The organism is Streptococcus porcinus (genome assembly GCF_900475415.1).
GTDB lineage: Bacteria > Bacillota > Bacilli > Lactobacillales > Streptococcaceae > Streptococcus > Streptococcus porcinus.
The window spans coordinates 984,700-1,002,903 of the sequence record NZ_LS483388.1; the positions used below are offsets into that span (position 1 = coordinate 984,700).

An 18,204-nucleotide genomic window follows, 5' to 3' on the forward strand; every position below is an offset into this window, starting at 1 on the left:
TAAGCTTAGGATGGAAAATGATTATGAAAGAAATAAAATGTCCTCATTGCCAGACAGTGTTTACTATTAATGAGTCAGAATATAGTCAACTACTGGCACAAGTTCGTGGTGAAGAGTTTGAAAAAGAAATCAAAGAACGGCTCTATAAGGAGTTAGCATTACATGATCAAAAAGCTCAAAATACCTTACAAGAAGAATTAAGTCAAAAAGACTTGCTTATCCATCAACTTGAAAATCAATTGGAGCAAAAACTAAAAGAAGAAAAATATAAACAAGAAAATGAATTAGCTAAAAAAGATCAGGAAATCTTGACTCTTCAAGGAGAACTGGATAAAATTGCTTCACAAAATGCATTGGAACTTGCTAATACTTTATCAGATAAGGATAAAGAACTTAACAATCTCAAAAATAAATTAGAAAAACTAGAGTTGGAGAATCAGACCAAGCTACAATCTGCTCTTAATAGTGTAGAAAAAGAACGAGATCGTTTGAAAAATGAATTATTACTGCAAGAAAAAGAAAGTGCCTTATCCCTATCCTCTTTAAAGAGTGATTTCCAATCTCAATTAAAGGCTGCTAATGAACAAGTTGAATTTTATAAAAACTTTAAGGCGCAGCAATCAACAAAAGCAATTGGTGAAAGTTTAGAACTTTATGCTGAAACAGAATTTAATAAAGTTCGCAGTTATGCCTTCCCTAATGCGCACTTTGCTAAAGATAATGAACTTTCTAGTCGTGGTTCAAAAGGAGACTATATTTACCGTGAGCTGGATGCTAATGGGGTGGAAATCTTATCAATAATGTTCGAAATGAAGAATGAGGCTGATACGACTAAAACTAAGCATAAAAATAGTGATTTTTTTAAAGAGCTTGATCGAGATCGTCGTGAAAAAAACTGTGAGTATGCTGTTTTAGTGACAATGCTTGAGGCAGACAATGATTACTACAATACTGGAATTGTTGATGTTAGTCATGAGTATGAGAAAATGTACGTGGTACGTCCACAATTTTTTGTGCAAATAATTGGCCTTTTGAGAAATGCTTCGATGAATGCACTGGAATATAAGCAAGAGCTTGCTTTGGTTAAAGAGCAGCATATTGATATTACGCATTTTGAAGAAGATTTAAATATTTTTAAAACAGCTTTTGCGAAGAATTACAATTCAGCAAGTACTAATTTCAAAAAGGCTATTGACGAAATTGATAAATCGATTAAAAGAATGGAAGAGGTTAAGCGCTTCTTGACGACTAGTGAAAATCAGCTTCGTCTGGCTAATAATAAACTTGATGATGTTTCTGTCAAAAAGCTTACTCGTCATAATCCTACTATGGCTGATAAATTTAAGGAACTAAATGAATAGTAAGTGGAGACTTTGAAGAGCCAGTCCATTAAAAAATCTAAAACTCCGAGTTTGGAGTTTTTTCTCTTGGCAATTAGGTTTTAAAACAGTTATAATGATGTGAGTATAGGTCGTATATTAGAAAGATTGAGAAATGAACGGAATCATAAATGTCAAAAAAGAAGCAGGAATGACGTCACATGATGTTGTTTTTAGATTGAGACGAATTCTTAGAGAAAAGAAGATTGGTCACGGTGGCACTCTAGATCCTGATGTTGTAGGTGTTTTACCAATTGCAGTTGGCAAAGCAACAAGGGTTTTGGAGTTTATGACTGAGGCTGGTAAAGTTTATGAAGGACGAGTAACCTTAGGTTTTTCAACAGATACAGAAGATGCCTCAGGATCCCTAGTTGAGCAGACGCCAGTGACTAGACCACTAGAGGAAGAGATTGTTGATGAGGTGATGGCTTCTTTTCAGGGGGAAATTACTCAGATTCCACCGATGTATTCAGCCGTTAAAGTCAAGGGACGTAAATTATATGAGTATGCTCGTGCAGGTGAGGAAGTTGAACGGCCACAAAGACAGGTTACCATTAGCGAATTCAAAAGGACTAGTCCATTAACCTATGAAAATAATCTATGTCACTTTGATTTTAAAGTTGCGTGTAGTAAAGGTACTTATGTCAGAACTTTAGCTGTCGATTTGGGGCAAAAACTAGGTTATGCGAGCCATATGTCTTACTTGGAGCGGACGGCTTCTGCGGGCTTGCAACTTGATAAAGCCTTCACTCTGTTAGATATTGAAAAAATGGTTGCTGAGACTAATTATTCTTTTTTGTTACCTATCGAATATGGTGTTGCAGAATTAGCCAAGCTAATGATTAGTGAACAAGAATCAAAAGAATTGTCTTTTGGACGACGGATTCAATTGCCAAGTTCGGAAGATATTTTAGCTGTTTTTCATCAAGAAAAATTGATAGCTATCGTTGAAAAATGTAATGAGGGTTATAAACCGAGAAAAGTCTTTCTCTAAATTGTAAAAAGAGAAGAAGTAGTGAGAAAAAATGAATATTAAACACATTAAATTTGCAGAGGATATTTTCGAACCAGAAGAAACTGTCCTCGTTTTAGGTTATTTCGACGGTTTACATCGTGGTCATAAAGCACTTTTTGATAGAGCACAAGCCATTGCCGCAAAAGAATCTCTCAAGGTTGTGACATTCACATTTACTGAGTCACCAAAGTTAGCATTTGCACGTTTTGAACCAGAATTATTGTTACATATTGTTTATCCAGATAAAAGATATGAGAAATTTGCTGAATATGGAGTGGACAGTCTCTATCTTGTTGACTTTACTACCGCATTTTCAAAAATTACCTCTGATGACTTTATTAAAGAATATATTGGTCGGCTAAACGCAAAGCATATTATTGTAGGTTTTGATTATAAATTTGGTCATAACAGAACTAACTCTGACTATTTACAACGGAACTTTGCGGGGACAGTTCATACCATTGAAGAAATCTCTTATGAAGATCGAAAAATTTCTTCAACTTGGATAAGAGAGTTGATTAAAAAAGGTGATGTTGCCAAGGTTAACCAACTGTTAGGTTATGAATTTTCTACAAGAGGAATGGTTGTCCATGGCGATGCGCGTGGGCGCACATTGGGATTTCCAACAGCTAATTTGGCTCCCATTGATCGAACTTATTTGCCTGCTGATGGAGTATATGTGACAGATGTTATGGTCAATGGTCAGCGTTATAGATCAATGACAAGTATTGGTAAAAATATTACTTTTGGCGGTACAGAATTAAGGCTAGAGGCCAATATTTTTGATTTTGATAGGGAGATTTATGGGGAATCAATTGAAATCATTTGGCTAGAGAAGATACGGGAAATGACCAAATTTGAAGGTATTGAAGACTTGGTAGAGCAGTTAAAGGTGGATAAAGAAATAGCTCTAAATTGGCGTTGAAATACTTTTGTGTACTGAAAATAGATGAATTATACTTAAAAAAAGGATAGCCAATTTTATTAAATTTTTGTATAATAAAGTAAGTATATTGATAGAGGGAAAATATGGTTACCTTATTTTTATCACCTAGCTGTACCTCTTGCAGAAAAGCAAGGGCGTGGCTTATAAAACATGAAGTAAATTTTCAAGAGCATAATATTATTACTAGTCCACTAAGTCGTGATGAGTTAATGGCTATTTTGGCTTTCACTGAAAATGGTACAGAGGATATCATTTCTACAAGGTCAAAGGTTTTCCAAAAACTTAATGTTGATGTTGATGAATTGTCGATTTCTGACTTGATTACGTTAATTGCTGAAAATCCAAGTTTATTGCGTCGTCCTATTATCATGGATACTAAAAGGATGCAAATTGGTTTCAATGAGGATGAGATACGAGCTTTTTTACCAAGAGATTATCGTAAACAAGAACTGCGTCAAGCAACGATTAAAGCTGAAACTGAGGGATAACATGTCAGATAATTATACTTATCCACTTGACATAAATTGGAGCACTGACGAAATTACATCAGTGCTTTCTTTTTTAAATCAGGTTGAAAAAGCTTATGAAGCGAAGGTGGAAGCTAGCCAACTCTTGCAAAGCTATGCTACCTTTAAAAAAATTGTACCTAGCAAATCACAAGAAAAGCAGATTGATAGGGATTTTCAAAAAAGTAGTGGTTATTCGACTTATCAGGTAGTCAAGAAGGCTAAAGAACTTGAGAAGGGGTATTTTTCACTTGGAAGATAAATATTCATTTGCCAAAAAAATAATTAAAGAAGCTGCAGATTTTATTAAGAATAAGATGTCTGAAAGTCTCGCTATTCAAGTTAAAAGTAAACATGATGATTTAGTTACCAATGTTGATCAAGAAACACAGGACTTTCTTATTTCAAACATATTAAAGTATTATCCGAATGATTATATTCTAGCAGAGGAAGATGAGGTTCGTCATCCAATTTCAGATGGTAATGTATGGGTAATTGACCCTATTGATGGGACTGTTAATTTTGTGGTTCAAAGAAACCATTTTGCTATTATGATTGCTTATTATGAAGATGGGGTAGGCTGTTTTGGTCTCATCTATGATGTCATGAATGATCTCCTCCTTTCAGGAGGAGGTGCTTTTGATGTCTATCTTAACGACCAAAAAATAGAACCTTATTGTCACAAACCATTGGATAGGTCCTTAATCGGCTGTAATGCGGGCTTGTATCTGAACAATGATTATGGAGTAGCTAACTTAATCAGTCATAGTCTAGGGGTCAGAATATATGGCGGAGCTGGTATTTCTATGCTAAAAGTTATAACACAAGAACTAATAGCTTATATCTCCTATATTCAACCTTGGGATTATGCAGCAGCCTTAGTAATTGGTCAAAAGTTAGGATATAAGATTCAGACTTTTGAAAGAGAATCTCCAGATTTTCAAACAAGACAAAAATTGATGTTTTTTCCTGAGGCTGAATGGAAGCATTTTGAAAGTTATTTAGATATATAAGTTTTCAATAGGCTTTTTTTTATCTTAAATTTTATGTAAAGATTAGGCAAAAAATCTGTAAAAAAATATCACTCTTTTGGAGTTAAAGCTCTTTAAATGGCAACTTAGATATGTTACTATTATGGTTGAGTTTATTATTAAAAGCTCCTCTACTTTTTAATGAATAGGAAATTTAAAATGAGTATGAAGAAGAAGTTCTTTTTTATAAGTGTGTTAGCTTTAACTACGGTTTTTCTAACGGCATGTTCTAGTTGGATTCAAAAAGGAGAATCCATCACAGCGGTTGGCTCTACTGCTCTGCAACCATTAGTGGAAGCGACAGCAGATGAATTTGGAAAGCATCATTTAGGCAAGACCATCAACGTCCAAGGTGGCGGTTCTGGAACGGGACTTTCGCAAGTACAATCAAAATCAGTGCAAATTGGGAACAGCGACCTCTTCGCTGAAGAAAAAGATGGTATTGATGCCAGTAAATTGATGGATCATCAAGTGGCTGTTGCTGGTTTAGCAGTGATTGTTAATCCTAAAATAAAAGTTTCAAATTTAACAACTGAACAACTGCGTCGCATTTTCTCAGGTGAATACACTAATTGGAAAGAAGTTGGTGGTCAAGATTTAAATATCTCGGTCATCAATCGTGCGGCAAGTTCAGGCTCTCGTGCAACCTTTGATGCTGTTATCATGGGTGATGTGAATGCCAAACAAAGTCAAGAACAAGATTCAAACGGTATGGTGAAATCAATTGTTTCTCAAACACCAGGAGCTATTTCATATCTAGCTTTCTCTTATGTTGATGATTCAGTAAAAGCCCTCAAGTTAAATGGTTTTTCACCAACAGCGAAACATGTAAAAACAAATGATTGGCCAATTTGGTCTTATGAACATATGTATACTTACGGAAAACCTGATGGTCTAACACAAGAATTTTTAGATTACATGTTATCTGAAAGTGTTCAGCAAAAAATTGTAACACATATGGGTTATATTCCGATGACTGAAATGAAAGTTGTTAAGTCACATGATGGAAAAGTAACTAAAAAGTAACGAGGGAATTATGAATAATCAGGATTTAGCGAAAAAACTAGTCTCACCTTCTAAAAATTCACGTTTAGAAAAATTTGGTAGAACTCTTACCTTTCTTTGCTTGGGACTAATTGTATTTATAGTTGCAATGATATTAATTTTTGTTGCGCAAAAAGGTCTATCTACCTTCTTTGTTGATAAGGTCAATATCTTTGATTTTCTGTTTGGGAATAGATGGGAACCAAGTGTCAAAGGAAAGAATGGTATCCCAATTTTAGGTGCCTTACCGATGATTAGTGGTTCATTTTTGGTTACCATTTTATCAGCTTTAGTGGCTACGCCGTTTGCTATTGGGGCAGCGGTATTTATGACTGAAATTTCACCGAAATATGGGGCTAAATTATTACAGCCAGCAGTCGAATTATTGGTCGGTATTCCATCAGTTGTTTATGGATTTATTGGTTTACAAGTTATTGTACCTTTTATCAGGACAATTTTTGGTGGTACTGGTTTTGGTATTTTATCGGGTGTTTGTGTTTTGTTTGTCATGATTTTACCAACTGTAACCTTCATGACTGTTGATAGTTTGAAGGCTGTCCCTAGACACTACCGTGAAGCAAGTATGGCAATGGGGGCTACAAGGTGGCAAACTATTTGGCGTGTTGTTTTGAACGCTGCTCGTCCAGGAATTTTTACAGCTATCATTTTTGGTATGGCTAGAGCATTTGGTGAGGCACTGGCTATCCAGATGGTTGTTGGGAATTCTGCTGTTATGCCAACGTCGTTAACAACGCCAGCGGCTACTTTGACATCTGTATTAACAATGGGTATTGGTAATACTGTTATGGGAACTGTTCAAAACAATGTTCTTTGGTCCCTTGCATTGGTTCTATTATTAATGAGCTTAGCTTTTAATTCATTAGTAAAATTAATTACGAAAGAGAGAAAGAGAAACTATGAACGCTAAGAAAGTCGATAAGTTAGCAACTGGTACCTTATACACCATTGCTGGAATCATTGTAGCTATTCTAGCTTCATTAATTCTTTTCATTTTGTTACGTGGACTACCACATATTAGTTGGCATTTTCTAACAGGAAATTCATCTTCATATGAAGCTGGCGGTGGTATTGGTATTCAGCTTTATAATTCGTTTTTCCTCTTAATTATCACTTTGATTATCTCAATTCCTTTATCAACAGGAGCAGGTATTTATCTTGCTGAATATGCTAAGAAAGGCCCTCTTACGAATTTTATTCGGACGTGTATAGAGATTCTTTCATCGTTACCATCAGTTGTTGTTGGTTTATTTGGTTATTTAATTTTTGTTGTGCAATTTCAATATGGCTTCTCAATTATCTCCGGAGCCTTAGCCTTAACGGTATTTAATCTTCCACAGATGACTCGGAATGTTGAAGATAGCCTCTTACATGTTCATCATACCCAAAGAGAAGCAGGACTAGCATTAGGCCTATCACGCTGGGAGACTGTTTTTTATGTCGTTATTCCAGAAGCTTTACCAAGTATTGTAACAGGTATTGTCTTAGCTTCAGGTCGTATTTTTGGTGAAGCAGCTGCCTTGATTTATACAGCTGGGCAATCTGCTCCAGCATTAGACTGGGGAAATTGGAATCCACTTAGTGTTACCAGCCCAATTTCAATTTTCCGTCAATCAGAAACTTTGGCAGTTCACATTTGGAAGGTTAACAGCGAAGGGACTATCCCAGATGGCACCTTGGTATCTGCTGGTAGTGCAGCAGTCTTATTAATCTTCATCTTAATTTTCAACTTATCTGCTCGTTTCATTGGTAAGAAGTTACACTCAAAAATGACTGCGGCAAAATAAGCTAGAGGAGAAAACATGACAGAATATAACTGGGAAGAACGCTATATTAAAACCTTTTCTGAAGCTAACCTTGCTTTATCAACAAAAGATTTACATGTGTACTATGGTAACAAGGAAGCTATCAAAGGTATTGATATGCAGTTTGAAAAGAATAAAATTACAGCTTTAATAGGTCCCTCTGGATGTGGTAAATCAACCTATCTAAGAAGCTTGAACCGTATGAATGATACGATTGATGTGGCAAAAGTAACAGGTGAAATCATGTATCAAGGTATTGATATCAATCGACCTGAAATGAATGTTTTTGAAGTTCGAAAGCATATTGGAATGGTCTTTCAACGCCCTAATCCTTTTGCGAAATCTATTTATCGTAATATTACTTTTGCTCATGAACGTGCAGGTATTAAAGATAAAAAGGTACTAGATGAGATCGTAGAAACGTCTCTAAAACAAGCTGCTTTGTGGGATCAAGTCAAAGATGATTTACACAAATCTGCCTTTACTCTTTCTGGAGGTCAACAACAACGTCTATGCATTGCTCGTGCAATCTCGGTTAAGCCTGATATTCTTTTGATGGATGAACCCGCTTCGGCTTTAGACCCTATTGCGACGATGCAATTGGAAGAAACAATGTTTGACTTGAAGAAAGACTATACCATTATTATAGTAACCCATAACATGCAACAAGCGGCTCGTGCCAGCGATTATACAGCCTTCTTTTATTTGGGAGACTTGATTGAATATGATAAGACACGAAATATTTTTCAAAATGCCAAATGTCAATCAACTAATGATTATGTGTCAGGTCACTTTGGATAGAAAGGAATAGCATGTTAAAACCTATTTTAAAAATAAATGATCTTTCTGTTTACTATAATAAAAAGAAAACCTTAAAAAATGTCTCACTTGATATCTATCCAAATGAAATCACCTCTTTTATCGGTCCTTCAGGATCTGGTAAATCTACTTTATTACGTGCTATTAATCGGATGAGCGATTTAAATCCAGAAGTGACTGTTACTGGTTCAATTACTTATAATGGGCATAATATTTATAGTCCAAGAACGGATACGGTTGATTTACGTAAAGAAATTGGAATGGTTTTCCAGCAACCTAATCCCTTTCCAATGTCTATTTATGAGAATGTTGTCTTTGGATTACGAATTAAGGGTGTGAAAGATAAACAAGTTTTGGATCAAGCTGTTGAGTTTTCATTGAAAGGTGCATCTATTTGGGAAGAAGTGAAAGATAGACTTCATGACTCAGCCTTAGGTCTTTCTGGAGGTCAGCAACAACGTGTTTGTGTTGCTCGTGTATTAGCGACGAGTCCTCAAATTATCCTGTTAGATGAACCGACCTCAGCCCTTGACCCTATTTCAGCCGGTAAAATTGAGGAAACTCTTTTTGCTTTGAAAAAAGACTATACAATGGTTGTTGTTACGCGTTCAATGCAACAAGCTTCCCGCTTATCTGATCGAACTGGATTTTTCTTAGCAGGCGATTTGTTGGAATTTGGCAATACTAAGAAAATGTTTATGAATCCTGAGCGTAAAGAGACAGAAGATTATATTTCTGGTAAATTTGGTTAATGTTACCGCAATTGATAAGGAGAAACAATGTTAAGAACGAAATTTGAAGAAGAATTAGATAAATTACATAATCAATTCTATTCAATGGGAACTGAAGTTTTAGCACAATTAAACAAGTCAGTTCGAGCTTTTGTTAGTCATGACCGTGATTTGGCAAAAGAAGTCATTGAAGCAGATGTTATTATTAACGAATTTGAAACGAAATTAGAGAAAAAATCACTTGAAATTATTGCTTTGCAGCAGCCTGTTTCTAATGATTTAAGAACAGTTATCACTGTTCTTAAAGCCTCTAGTGATATTGAAAGAATTGGTGATCACGCTTCATCTATTTCAAAAGCAACCATTCGGATGAAGGGTGAAGAACGTATTCCGTTAGTTGAGGAACAAATTAATCTCATGGGGAAAGCAGTGAAACACATGGTTGAAGATGCTTTAAATGCTTATATTACCAGTGATGATATTAAAGCATATGAAATCGCTGCCCATGATGAAGTTATTGATAATTATTATCGTGAAATTCAAACATTAGCGGTAGAAGAAATTAAGAAAACTCCTGATGCAGCTTTTGCTGGGAAAGAGTATTTCCAAGTTCTGATGTATCTTGAACGAATTGGTGATTATGCTCGTAATTTGTGCGAATGGATAGTCTACTTGAAAACTGGAAAGATTATTGAATTATAATAAAGTATGATATAATAGTGGTTAGAAAGCTTTTTTCTAATCACTATTTTTCTAATCATAAATAAAGGAGTTTTATGAAGACAGTAGAACATCTTATTGAGAAATTTGTTCCAGAAAATTATAATATCTTTTTAGACATTAATCGTGAAAATAAAACATTTACAGGTAATGTTGCTATTAATGGTGAAGCACTTGATCATAATGTTTCCTTTCATCAAAAGGACTTAATAATTCATTCTGTTTTATTAGATAACGAAGATGTTCATTTTCATAAAGACGATGAAAATGAAGTACTTCATATAGAATTACCAGTAACTGGCTTGATGACCCTAGTTATTGAATTTTCAGGTCATATTACTGATAATATGACTGGTATTTACCCATCTTATTACACAGTTGATGGCCAACAAAAAGAGGTTATTTCAACCCAATTTGAAAGCCATTTTGCAAGAGAAGCTTTTCCATGTATTGATGAACCAGAAGCAAAAGCAACGTTTGATCTTAGTATTAAATTTGATCAAGCTGAAGGTGAAATGGTTCTATCTAATATGCCAGAAACTAATGTGGATTTGCGAAAAGAAACTGGTTTATGGACCTTTGATACCACCCCTAAGATGTCTTCTTATCTCTTAGCTTTTGGCTTAGGGGAATTACAAGGGATTACAGCAAAGACCAAAAATGGTACAGAGGTTGGAATTTTTTCAACAAAAGCACACCCTAGTAGTGCTTTAGAATTCTCGTTGGATATCGCTGTAAGAGTCATTGATTTTTACGAAGATTACTTTGGTGTCAAATATCCAATTCCGCAATCCTATAACTTAGCCCTACCTGATTTTTCTGCTGGAGCTATGGAAAATTGGGGCTTAATCACATATCGTGAGATTTATCTACTAGTTGATAAGAATTCTACCGCTTCAAGTCGACAACAAGTTGCATTAGTTGTTGCGCATGAGTTAGCACATCAATGGTTTGGTAATCTAGTCACGATGAAATGGTGGGATGATCTTTGGTTAAATGAGAGTTTTGCCAATATGATGGAATATGTTTCCGTTGATGCTATCGAGCCCTCATGGAAGATTTTTGAAGATTTCCAAACAGGGGGTGTTCCATTAGCTTTAAAGCGTGATGCAACTGACGGTGTCCAATCAGTCCATGTAGCTGTTAATCATCCTGACGAAATCAACACCTTGTTTGATCCAGCAATTGTTTATGCAAAAGGCAGCCGACTTATGCATATGTTAAGACGCTGGATTGGTGATGCTGACTTTGCTAAAGGATTGGGGCTCTATTTCGAAAAACATCAATATGGTAATACTGTGGGTCGTGATTTATGGAATGCATTAAGTGAAAGTTCAGGTAAAGATGTCGCAAGCTTTATGGATGCTTGGTTAGAACAACCTGGTTATCCAGTAGTAACTCTATCAGTTGAAAATGACCAGCTTCATATTCGCCAAGAACAATTCTTTATCGGTGAACATGACGAAAAAGACCGTCTTTGGCCTATTCCTCTTAATGCAACTTGGGAAGCGATACCAGATATTTTGACTGAAAAAGAACTTGTTATTCCGAATTTTAGTCAACTACAAGCAGATAATAAAGTTCCACTACGGTTAAATACTGAGAATACGGCACACTATATTACTAACTATCAAGGGCCTATTTTTGAAGCGATACAAGCTGAGCTCAAACAACTTGATCAAACTAGCTTGCTCCAAATTATCCAAGAGCGTCGTTTATTGGCAGAAAGTGGTCTAGTTTCGTATGCCGAGTTAGTAAACTTGATTGCTAAACTAACCGAAGAAAAAACTTATATGGTAGCTTCCGCTATTGACCAAGTGCTCGTAGGATTAGATACTTTTGTAGATGAAGAATCAACTGCGCAGTTAGATTATAATAAATTGGTAACTACTATTTTTAAAGCTGATTATCGTGCGCATGGTTTTGAAAAAGTAACAGGTGAAACAGATGAAGCAGAGATGGTGCGTCAGATTACCCTAGGTCAGTTGATTGCTGCAGGTAATGAAGATGCTGTTCAAGTAGCAAAAACAATATTTGAAGCACATGCTGAAGATTTGACTAAGTTACCGGCTGCCACAAGACGATTTGTTCTCCTTAATCAGATGAAGCATTTTGAAACAGAAGACCTAGTTAACTGCTATTTTGATACCTACATTTCCACGACAGATAATAATATTCGCGTTGATTTGGCTTATGCTATATCTAGAACTCATAGTCAAGCAACTCTTCGTCGGATTCTAGTTAGCCTTAAAGACAAGACGATTGTTAAACCGCAAGATTTAGCAATGTGGTATCGTTTCCTACTTTCTCAAGAGTTTACACAAGAAGCAACTTGGGAATGGGCACGTGAAGACTGGGAATGGATTAAAGCAGCGTTAGGTGGAGATATGAGTTTTGATAAGTTTGTTATTTATCCTGCTAATATTTTCAAAACGAAAAAACGTCTTGATGAGTATCAAGCCTTCTTTGAGCCCAAGTTAGACGATATGGCGATTAGTCGAAATATCAAAATGGGTATTAATGAGATTTCAGCTCGACTTACTCTCATCGAAACGGAAAAACTAGCTGTTTATCAAGCTTTATCAGGCGTTAGCCACAAAGACTGATAATTCATTGTTTTCTTTAAATTAAAAAGTTTAATTGATAAAAGGAAAACCTAAGGTTTTCCTTTTTTGTGAATAGTTTTTTAGAAAATATTAAGCAAAATATGATATGATTTAAGGTGATAGTACTGAACGGAGTAATAACCTTCAGTGATGCTAAATAGGAGAAGTACAATGATAAAAATATTACTAGTTGAAGATGATTTAAGTTTATCAAATTCTATTTTTGACTTTCTCGATGATTTTGCGGACGTTATGCAAGTTTTTGATGGAGATGAAGGTTTATATGAAGCAGAAAGTGGGGTTTATGATTTAATTCTTCTAGATTTAATGCTTCCAGAAAAAAACGGTTTTCAAGTTTTAAAAGAGCTTAGAGAAAAAGATATTAAGACGCCTGTTTTAATTATGACAGCTAAAGAAGGCTTAGATGATAAGGGACATGGTTTTGAACTAGGTGCTGATGACTATTTAACAAAACCCTTTTACTTGGAAGAACTTAAAATGCGTATTCAAGCCTTGCTTAAACGAACTGGCAAGTTTAACGAAAACAGTATTACATTTGGTAATCTCAGAGTTGATCTTAATCGAAATGCTGTAAAAGTGAATGATAGGGCCGTTGAGCTATTAGGGAAAGAGTATGATTTGCTTATCTATTTACTTCAAAATCAGAATGTAATTTTACCAAAATCACAAATTTTTGATCGAATTTGGGGCTTTGATAGTGATACCACTATTTCGGTTGTGGAGGTCTATGTTTCTAAAATTCGAAAGAAATTAAAAAATACTGATTTTGCAGCAAACTTACAAACCTTACGTAGTGTTGGTTATATTTTAAAAGCAAATGACTAAATATAGAGCGATTATTACTTCGGATAACTTTGACCGTTTCTTTCATTTTTTTGCCGTTTTTACAGGTATATTTGTGGTGATGACGGTTATTATTTTGCAAATCATGAAAGTAGGTGTCTACTCATCAGTAGATACAAGTTTGACAGCTGTTGCGACTCACTCAACCCTATATGCTAACCGAACGATGGAAAGGATTTCCTCTTTCTATTTTGATGGACAAGATTTAAATTTCAAAACAAATCTAGATGATTTAAAAGGGAAAAACAGTGATCAACCTGTCGCAAATACTGATATTATTCTATTTAATGCTAATGGTATGGTAATCAATACCTTTGATGCCCTTTCCAATTTTCAAAATTTCTCTTTTAAAAAGAGTGATTTAAACGAAATCAAAACTCGAAAACTTGTTAATTACTACGGTCATGAGGAAAAGTTCCATACTATTACAGTTAGAGTGCATTCTAATAATTACCCATCTGTCGCCTATTTAATGGCTGTTGTTAATGTAGAGCAATCTGAAAAAACTAACGAACGCTATGAAAAAATAATTATTATAATCATGATCTTATTTTGGCTTATTTCTATTTTGGCAAGTATCTATTTAGCCAATTGGAGTAGCAAACCAATTCTTGAAAGCTATGAAAAACAGAAGATGTTTGTTGAAAATGCCAGTCATGAATTAAGGACGCCTTTGGCCGTACTCCAAAATCGTTTAGAAACTCTTTTTCGCAAACCCAACGAAAGTATCTTAGATAATAGCGAAGCAATTGCTTCAAGTTTAGAAGAGGTTCGCAATATGAGAATCTTGACGACGAATCTTCTGAATTTAGCTCGTCGAGATGATGGCATTAAACCTGAAATAGTAGAGATATCAAGTCGTTTTTTTGATGGTATTTTTGATAATTATAAGCTAATTGCTGAAGAATATGGAAAAGGCTTTGAGTCTGTCAATACCGTTACAAAGCCAATCAGAATGGACAAATCTCTATTAAAACAGTTAATGACAATTTTATTCGATAACGCGATTAAGTATACAGATGAGTCAGGTTTTATTAAAATCATTGTTAGAAATACGGATAAATATCTCTTTATTACTGTTGAAGATAATGGACCAGGTATTACAGATGCCGACAAAAAGAAAATTTTTGATCGTTTTTATCGAGTAGATAAAGCTAGAACAAGGAGTCATGGTGGCTTTGGATTAGGGTTATCACTTGCTCAACAAATCGTCACTTCTTTAAAAGGAACTATTCTTGTTAATGATAATAAAGGCAAGGGTAGTGTATTTGAGGTAAAACTTCCTCTAAATTAAAATGGTTAGACCATTGGATCTAACCATTTTTTTGTAAAGAAAAAACTCCTTGTGGAGTTTTCATTGGATATTTATTAGCCAAGTTTAGCAGCAAGACGTGCTTTATCGCGGCTAGCTTTGTTAGCGTGAATCAAACCTTTAGACTCTGCTCTGTCGATGCTTGAAGAAGCAGCGCGGAAAAGCTCTTCAGATGGGTTTGCTTCAAATGCCTTGATAGCAGTACGCATAGCTGACTTTTGTGCGGAATTTTTTTCGTTTGCTTTAACATTAAGTTCTGCACGTTTGATAGCTGATTTAATATTTGCCAATGTTTTCACCTCCGTATTAATCTAACTACACTATTATATAGAAATAATACTTGTTTGGCAAGTCATATTTATTTTTTGATAAAGATTTCATCGATTTTGTGATCTTGTGCTTTATGCAAGATGATTTGTGCGCGGTTTCGAGTTGGTTCAATATAGTTTTCTAAATTAACTAGGTTAACGTTTTTCCAGACTTCTTTAGCAAAAGCAATTGCTTCGTCTCTGGGCATGGATGCATATTCAGTGTAAAAATTAGTGTCATCATTTTTTGCTAATTCAAGAATACTTTCGAAACGTTCAATATACCAATTTTCGATATGATTTCTATCAGCATCAATATATATTGAAAAATCAAAATAATCATTCATGTAGAGGCGATTATTTTGCTGATTCTGAAAAACATTTATTCCTTCGACAATTAAAAAATCAGGACTTTCAATAGTTTGCAAGTGGTTAGGAATAATATCATAAATTTCGTGAGAATAAACTGGCACTTCTGTGGTGACGCCGTTTTTCATCGCATCTAAGAAATTCAAAAGTAACTCCATATTATAAGATTCAGGGAATCCTTTTCGATCTAAGATATTATGTTTTGATAAGTAAGCGTTAGGATAAAGAAAACCATCGGTCGTCACTAATTCTACTTTACAGGACTTAAAAGTTCTAGCTAAGAGCAGTTGAAGCAGACGACTTGTTGTTGATTTTCCAACTGCTACTGAGCCTGAGACACCAATAATAAAAGGCCGATAATGAGCATCTTTTTTTAAAAAAAGGCTTTTAGAAAAAGATAAGTTTTCTTGGTTAATTTTGTAAATCTGTATGAGATTTAGAAGTGGAAGATAGACTTCAATAACGTCGGTAATATTGATATTATCATTTAGACTTGTTATAGTTTCTAGTTCGTCTTCGGTTAGCAAGGGACGAGACTGCTGGTGAAGATCTTTCCAGGATTGGCGAGTCATTTTTATAAAATTAATAAATTCATTGGTCATAATAGCTCCTTATCGAATGACAATAGTGCTATTATACCATTTTAAAAAAGATATATAAAAAATATCGACTATTATATAGAAATAATCCCTTTAAAATAGCTTATGTAAGCGTTTTATTAAGTTATTCACAATAGTCAGATAGTTATTATTCCGAAAGTTCGTAAAAACCGAACAATATGCAGAAAAGGTTTAAAAATAAGCGTCTTGTAAACCGTTTCAAAGTATGTTAGAATGTATAAGCATCGAAAATAGATAGGAAAAAGCATGTCGAAAATGTATTATGATGAAAATCCAGATAGTCAACATGACATTCATAAATTAGGTGTTAAACTCTTAGGTCAAGAGTTCACTTTTTTTTCAGATTCTGGTGTTTTTTCAAAAAAAATGATTGATTTTGGAAGTCAAGTTCTTCTCAATAGCCTATCCTTTGGAACGGGAGAAAGTTTACTTGATGTGGGATGTGGTTATGGTCCCTTAGGAATTGCTCTTGCCAAGACTCAAGGAGTTAGTGCGACACTAATTGATATTAATAACCGAGCTATTGAGCTTGCAAAGAAAAATGCAACCTATAATGAAGTTGAGGTGACGATATACCAATCAAATATTTATGAAAATGTTACCGGACAGTTTGATCATATCATCAGTAATCCCCCTATTCGAGCAGGTAAAAAAGTTGTGCATGAAATTATCGAAAAAGCCTTCGATTTTCTTCACTCAAATGGTGACCTGACAATTGTCATTCAGAAAAAACAAGGGGCACCAAGTGCTAAAGAAAAAATGGAATTAATCTTTGGCAACGTAGAGATTGTAAAAAAAGTAAAAGGCTATTATATTTTAAGGAGTATTAAAGAATGAGAGCCGTTGATTTAATTCAGAAAAAAAGAGATGGGCAAGAACTTTCCACTCAAGAGATTGAATGGTTGGTTTCTAATTATGCTCAAGGCGTTGTACCAGATTATCAAATGTCTGCATTTGCTATGGCAGTTTATTTTAAAGGCATGACAACTCGCGAGACTAAAGACTTGACTATGGCAATGGTTAAATCTGGTGAACAGATTGATTTATCGGCAATCCCAGGTATTAAGACAGATAAACATTCTACTGGGGGTGTTGGCGATAAGGTGACCTTAATTCTTGCACCTTTAGTAGCGAGTTTCGGTGTGCCGGTTGCCAAAATGAGTGGTAGAGGGTTAGGCCACACTGGAGGTACACTAGATAAATTAGAAGCTATAAAAGGTTATAATATTAACATTAATCAGGATGAATTTATTGAACAAGTTCAAGAAATTGGGCTCTCAGTTATTGGCCAGTCAGATAAGTTGGTTAAAGCTGATAAAATGCTCTATGCTTTACGTGATGTCACTGCCACTGTTGATATTATTCCTCTGATTGCTAGTTCTGTCATGAGTAAAAAAATTGCAGCTGGTGCTGACAGTATCTTACTGGATGTTACAGTTGGAGATGGTGCTTTCATGAAGACCATTGAAGATGCTGAAAAATTGTCACGTTTAATGGTTGATTTAGGGAAGGAGGTAGGACGTAAAACAATTGCAGTTATTACTAATATGAGCCAGCCTTTGGGTCGAGCTATTGGCAATCGTTTAGAAGTGTTGGAAGCAATTCAGATAATGCAAGGAGAAGGCCGTGAGGATGTGACCAACTTCATTTGCGAATTAGGTCAATTAATGCTAGAACTTGCTGGAATCTCAAAATCAAAAGAAGAAATTAAAGAACATCTTGTTTCGGGTCGTGCTTTAGCTAAGTTTGAAGAGATGGTTAACCGACAAGGTGGTGATTTAATTGATCTTTACAGACCTTCAAGTGCAAAAGTACAGACTGAAATCTTTGCAAAATCAGATGGTTATATCACAGAATTACCAGCATTAGAATTTGGCTTATTTGCAATGAAGTTAGGAGCAGGTAGAGCTGTTAAAACCGATCAACTTGATTACGAAAGTGGGATTGTTTTTGACAAGAAGGTCGGTGATTCTGTCATGGTCGGAGAGCGTATCGCAGTGATTTATTCTAGTCAAGATTTAAGTCAAAATGTGATTACAGAATTCGAAAAAAATGTTAAAATAGGTGAAGAGCGAATTGCTCCTAAAGAGATTATAGAAGTCATATCTTGA

The 18,204-nt window shown here is 35.0% G+C and carries 19 protein-coding genes; 17 read left to right on the forward strand and 2 right to left on the reverse strand.

All coding sequences use genetic code 11. The features are described 5' to 3' along the window. Positions 1 to 23 precede the first annotated feature (23 nt). The 15 genes from DQM45_RS04985 (at position 24) to DQM45_RS05055 (ending at position 14,778) form a co-directional block, all read left to right on the forward strand. On the forward strand, positions 24 to 1,361 hold the full coding sequence (locus DQM45_RS04985; RefSeq protein ID WP_039984877.1) for a DUF2130 domain-containing protein: 1,338 nt from the start codon (positions 24 to 26) through the stop codon (positions 1,359 to 1,361). Between the two features lie 133 nt (positions 1,362 to 1,494). After that, on the forward strand, positions 1,495 to 2,373 hold the full coding sequence (gene truB, locus DQM45_RS04990) for a tRNA pseudouridine(55) synthase TruB (RefSeq protein WP_003082968.1): 879 nt from the start codon (positions 1,495 to 1,497) through the stop codon (positions 2,371 to 2,373). A 31-nt stretch (positions 2,374 to 2,404) separates the two neighbouring features. After that, positions 2,405 to 3,319: a bifunctional riboflavin kinase/FAD synthetase gene (locus DQM45_RS04995; RefSeq protein WP_003085478.1), complete on the forward strand. Its 915-nt coding sequence runs from the start codon at positions 2,405 to 2,407 to the stop codon at positions 3,317 to 3,319. A gap of 104 nt (positions 3,320 to 3,423) precedes the next feature. After that, complete coding sequence (locus tag DQM45_RS05000; protein WP_003083419.1) at positions 3,424 to 3,828, forward strand: Spx/MgsR family RNA polymerase-binding regulatory protein; 405 nt, start codon at positions 3,424 to 3,426, stop codon at positions 3,826 to 3,828. 1 nt (position 3,829) lies between these two features. Further along, positions 3,830 to 4,108, forward strand: coding sequence for a UPF0223 family protein (locus DQM45_RS05005; protein ID WP_003086115.1), 279 nt, complete (start codon positions 3,830 to 3,832; stop codon positions 4,106 to 4,108). Beyond that, a complete protein-coding gene (locus DQM45_RS05010) occupies positions 4,098 to 4,859 on the forward strand; it encodes an inositol monophosphatase family protein (RefSeq protein ID WP_039984536.1) in 762 nt (253 codons plus the stop codon). The genes DQM45_RS05005 and DQM45_RS05010 overlap by 11 nt, the downstream gene beginning before the upstream one ends. A gap of 177 nt (positions 4,860 to 5,036) precedes the next feature. Further along, positions 5,037 to 5,903: a phosphate ABC transporter substrate-binding protein PstS family protein gene (locus DQM45_RS05015; protein WP_003082784.1), complete on the forward strand. Its 867-nt coding sequence runs from the start codon at positions 5,037 to 5,039 to the stop codon at positions 5,901 to 5,903. A 10-nt stretch (positions 5,904 to 5,913) separates the two neighbouring features. After that, positions 5,914 to 6,849 carry a phosphate ABC transporter permease subunit PstC gene (pstC, locus tag DQM45_RS05020; RefSeq protein ID WP_003085040.1) on the forward strand — a complete coding sequence of 312 codons (936 nt, stop codon included), beginning with the start codon at positions 5,914 to 5,916 and terminating at the stop codon, positions 6,847 to 6,849. Further along, positions 6,839 to 7,726, forward strand: a complete 888-nt coding sequence (pstA, locus tag DQM45_RS05025; protein WP_003082851.1) for a phosphate ABC transporter permease PstA — start codon at positions 6,839 to 6,841, stop codon at positions 7,724 to 7,726. The genes pstC and pstA overlap by 11 nt, the downstream gene beginning before the upstream one ends. A 15-nt stretch (positions 7,727 to 7,741) precedes the next feature. Next, entirely contained in the window at positions 7,742 to 8,545 is an 804-nt protein-coding gene (gene pstB, locus DQM45_RS05030; protein ID WP_003085483.1) for a phosphate ABC transporter ATP-binding protein PstB, read from the forward strand. A gap of 11 nt (positions 8,546 to 8,556) precedes the next feature. Further along, positions 8,557 to 9,315, forward strand: a complete 759-nt coding sequence (pstB, locus tag DQM45_RS05035; RefSeq protein ID WP_003083395.1) for a phosphate ABC transporter ATP-binding protein PstB — start codon at positions 8,557 to 8,559, stop codon at positions 9,313 to 9,315. 27 nt (positions 9,316 to 9,342) lie between these two features. Next, entirely contained in the window at positions 9,343 to 9,996 is a 654-nt protein-coding gene (gene phoU, locus DQM45_RS05040; protein ID WP_003085941.1) for a phosphate signaling complex protein PhoU, read from the forward strand. Positions 9,997 to 10,070: 74 nt separating this feature from the next. After that, positions 10,071 to 12,620: a M1 family metallopeptidase gene (locus DQM45_RS05045; RefSeq protein ID WP_003083382.1), complete on the forward strand. Its 2,550-nt coding sequence runs from the start codon at positions 10,071 to 10,073 to the stop codon at positions 12,618 to 12,620. A 171-nt stretch (positions 12,621 to 12,791) separates the two neighbouring features. Beyond that, positions 12,792 to 13,466 (forward strand): response regulator transcription factor, encoded by a 675-nt coding sequence (locus tag DQM45_RS05050; protein WP_003085675.1) that lies wholly within the window; start codon positions 12,792 to 12,794, stop codon positions 13,464 to 13,466. After that, on the forward strand, positions 13,459 to 14,778 hold the full coding sequence (locus DQM45_RS05055; protein ID WP_003083461.1) for a sensor histidine kinase: 1,320 nt from the start codon (positions 13,459 to 13,461) through the stop codon (positions 14,776 to 14,778). The genes DQM45_RS05050 and DQM45_RS05055 overlap by 8 nt, the downstream gene beginning before the upstream one ends. Before the next feature lie 74 nt (positions 14,779 to 14,852). Here DQM45_RS05055 and rpsT read toward each other — a convergent pair whose 3' ends face one another. Beyond that, positions 14,853 to 15,095: a 30S ribosomal protein S20 gene (gene rpsT, locus DQM45_RS05060; RefSeq protein WP_081461234.1), complete on the reverse strand. Its 243-nt coding sequence runs from the start codon at positions 15,093 to 15,095 to the stop codon at positions 14,853 to 14,855. Positions 15,096 to 15,154: 59 nt separating this feature from the next. Then, on the reverse strand, positions 15,155 to 16,075 hold the full coding sequence (gene coaA / locus DQM45_RS05065; RefSeq protein WP_003083902.1) for a type I pantothenate kinase: 921 nt from the start codon (positions 16,073 to 16,075) through the stop codon (positions 15,155 to 15,157). A 264-nt stretch (positions 16,076 to 16,339) separates the two neighbouring features. On the opposite strand from coaA, the gene DQM45_RS05070 reads away from it, so the two are divergent. Then, positions 16,340 to 16,930: a class I SAM-dependent methyltransferase gene (locus DQM45_RS05070; RefSeq protein WP_003086066.1), complete on the forward strand. Its 591-nt coding sequence runs from the start codon at positions 16,340 to 16,342 to the stop codon at positions 16,928 to 16,930. After that, a complete protein-coding gene (locus tag DQM45_RS05075; protein WP_003084015.1) occupies positions 16,927 to 18,204 on the forward strand; it encodes a pyrimidine-nucleoside phosphorylase in 1,278 nt (425 codons plus the stop codon). The genes DQM45_RS05070 and DQM45_RS05075 overlap by 4 nt, the downstream gene beginning before the upstream one ends.

Excerpts from the sequence above, each read along its gene's own strand:
- DQM45_RS04985 (WP_039984877.1), top strand. The coding sequence starts at position 24 with ATGAAAGAAATAAAATGTCCTCATTGCCAGACAGTGTTTACTATTAAT.
- truB (WP_003082968.1), top strand. The coding sequence starts at position 1,495 with ATGAACGGAATCATAAATGTCAAAAAAGAAGCAGGAATGACGTCACAT.
- DQM45_RS04995 (WP_003085478.1), top strand. The coding sequence starts at position 2,405 with ATGAATATTAAACACATTAAATTTGCAGAGGATATTTTCGAACCAGAA.
- DQM45_RS05000 (WP_003083419.1), top strand. The coding sequence starts at position 3,424 with ATGGTTACCTTATTTTTATCACCTAGCTGTACCTCTTGCAGAAAAGCA.
- DQM45_RS05005 (WP_003086115.1), top strand. The coding sequence starts at position 3,830 with ATGTCAGATAATTATACTTATCCACTTGACATAAATTGGAGCACTGAC.
- DQM45_RS05015 (WP_003082784.1), top strand. The coding sequence starts at position 5,037 with ATGAGTATGAAGAAGAAGTTCTTTTTTATAAGTGTGTTAGCTTTAACT.
- pstC (WP_003085040.1), top strand. The coding sequence starts at position 5,914 with ATGAATAATCAGGATTTAGCGAAAAAACTAGTCTCACCTTCTAAAAAT.
- pstA (WP_003082851.1), top strand. The coding sequence starts at position 6,839 with ATGAACGCTAAGAAAGTCGATAAGTTAGCAACTGGTACCTTATACACC.
- pstB (WP_003085483.1), top strand. The coding sequence starts at position 7,742 with ATGACAGAATATAACTGGGAAGAACGCTATATTAAAACCTTTTCTGAA.
- pstB (WP_003083395.1), top strand. The coding sequence starts at position 8,557 with ATGTTAAAACCTATTTTAAAAATAAATGATCTTTCTGTTTACTATAAT.
- phoU (WP_003085941.1), top strand. The coding sequence starts at position 9,343 with ATGTTAAGAACGAAATTTGAAGAAGAATTAGATAAATTACATAATCAA.
- DQM45_RS05045 (WP_003083382.1), top strand. The coding sequence starts at position 10,071 with ATGAAGACAGTAGAACATCTTATTGAGAAATTTGTTCCAGAAAATTAT.
- DQM45_RS05050 (WP_003085675.1), top strand. The coding sequence starts at position 12,792 with ATGATAAAAATATTACTAGTTGAAGATGATTTAAGTTTATCAAATTCT.
- DQM45_RS05055 (WP_003083461.1), top strand. The coding sequence starts at position 13,459 with ATGACTAAATATAGAGCGATTATTACTTCGGATAACTTTGACCGTTTC.
- coaA (WP_003083902.1), bottom strand. The coding sequence starts at position 16,075 with ATGACCAATGAATTTATTAATTTTATAAAAATGACTCGCCAATCCTGG.
- DQM45_RS05070 (WP_003086066.1), top strand. The coding sequence starts at position 16,340 with ATGTCGAAAATGTATTATGATGAAAATCCAGATAGTCAACATGACATT.
- DQM45_RS05075 (WP_003084015.1), top strand. The coding sequence starts at position 16,927 with ATGAGAGCCGTTGATTTAATTCAGAAAAAAAGAGATGGGCAAGAACTT.